Here is a 661-nt window from a genome sequence, read left to right as displayed (position 1 = left end):
CGACACCAAGGTGATGCGCATGATCATCGCCCTGCGGAAGCGCGACCGCGACGACATCGCCGAGGAAGAAGCCGTGCTCGACCTCTACAAGGAAGCCCTCGGCATGGGCTGAGCCACCCCGGCGCCGCCCCGCTCGATCTGCTGCGATCTTGCCTGGCGGGACCAAGGCGCCGGCACCTGCCCCGGGGATCAGCCCCGGGGCTCTTTCCCCCGGAGACATTTCAATGACCGCCTGCACGCTCGCATTCCGCCTGCCGCTGATCCTCATCGCCCTGCTGGCCATCGCCGCCGTCGTGGCGGCCGCCTGATGCGCGTCCTGGTCGCCTGCGAGACCTCCGGCGTGGTCCGCCGCGCCTTCGCCTGCCGCGGGCATGACGCTTGGAGCTGCGACCTGCTCCCGGCCGAGGACGGCGCGAACACCCATTTCCGCTGCGACGCCCGCGAGGTTCTGCATCTCGGCTGGGACCTGCTGATGGTCGCGCACCCGCCCTGCACCCGGCTCTGCAACAGCGGCGTCCGCTGGCTGCACCGCCCGCCGCGCGGCCGCACGCTGGACGACATGTGGGCAGAGCTCGAGGACGGCGTGCAGCTCTTCGCCGATCTCTGGCACGCGCCGGTGCCGCGGGTCTGCGTCGAGAACCCGGTGATGCACCGCCACGCC

At 71.4% G+C, this 661-nt stretch carries 1 protein-coding gene and 1 pseudogene; both read left to right on the top strand.

Features of this window, described 5'->3' with window-relative positions; all coding sequences use genetic code 11:
• A partial coding sequence (locus tag HCC78_RS32995; RefSeq protein ID WP_172332877.1) for a GapR family DNA-binding domain-containing protein occupies positions 1–112 on the top strand: 112 nt, incomplete at its 5' end.
• Between the two features lie 195 nt (positions 113–307).
• Positions 308–661 (top strand): annotated as a pseudogene (locus HCC78_RS32990) (hypothetical protein); the annotation flags it as partial.

It is taken from the genome of Mangrovicoccus sp. HB161399 (genome assembly GCF_013184745.1).
GTDB lineage: Bacteria > Pseudomonadota > Alphaproteobacteria > Rhodobacterales > Rhodobacteraceae > Mangrovicoccus.
Note: the sequence above shows the minus strand (reverse complement) of the source record. Positions and strands in the feature narration are given on the sequence as shown.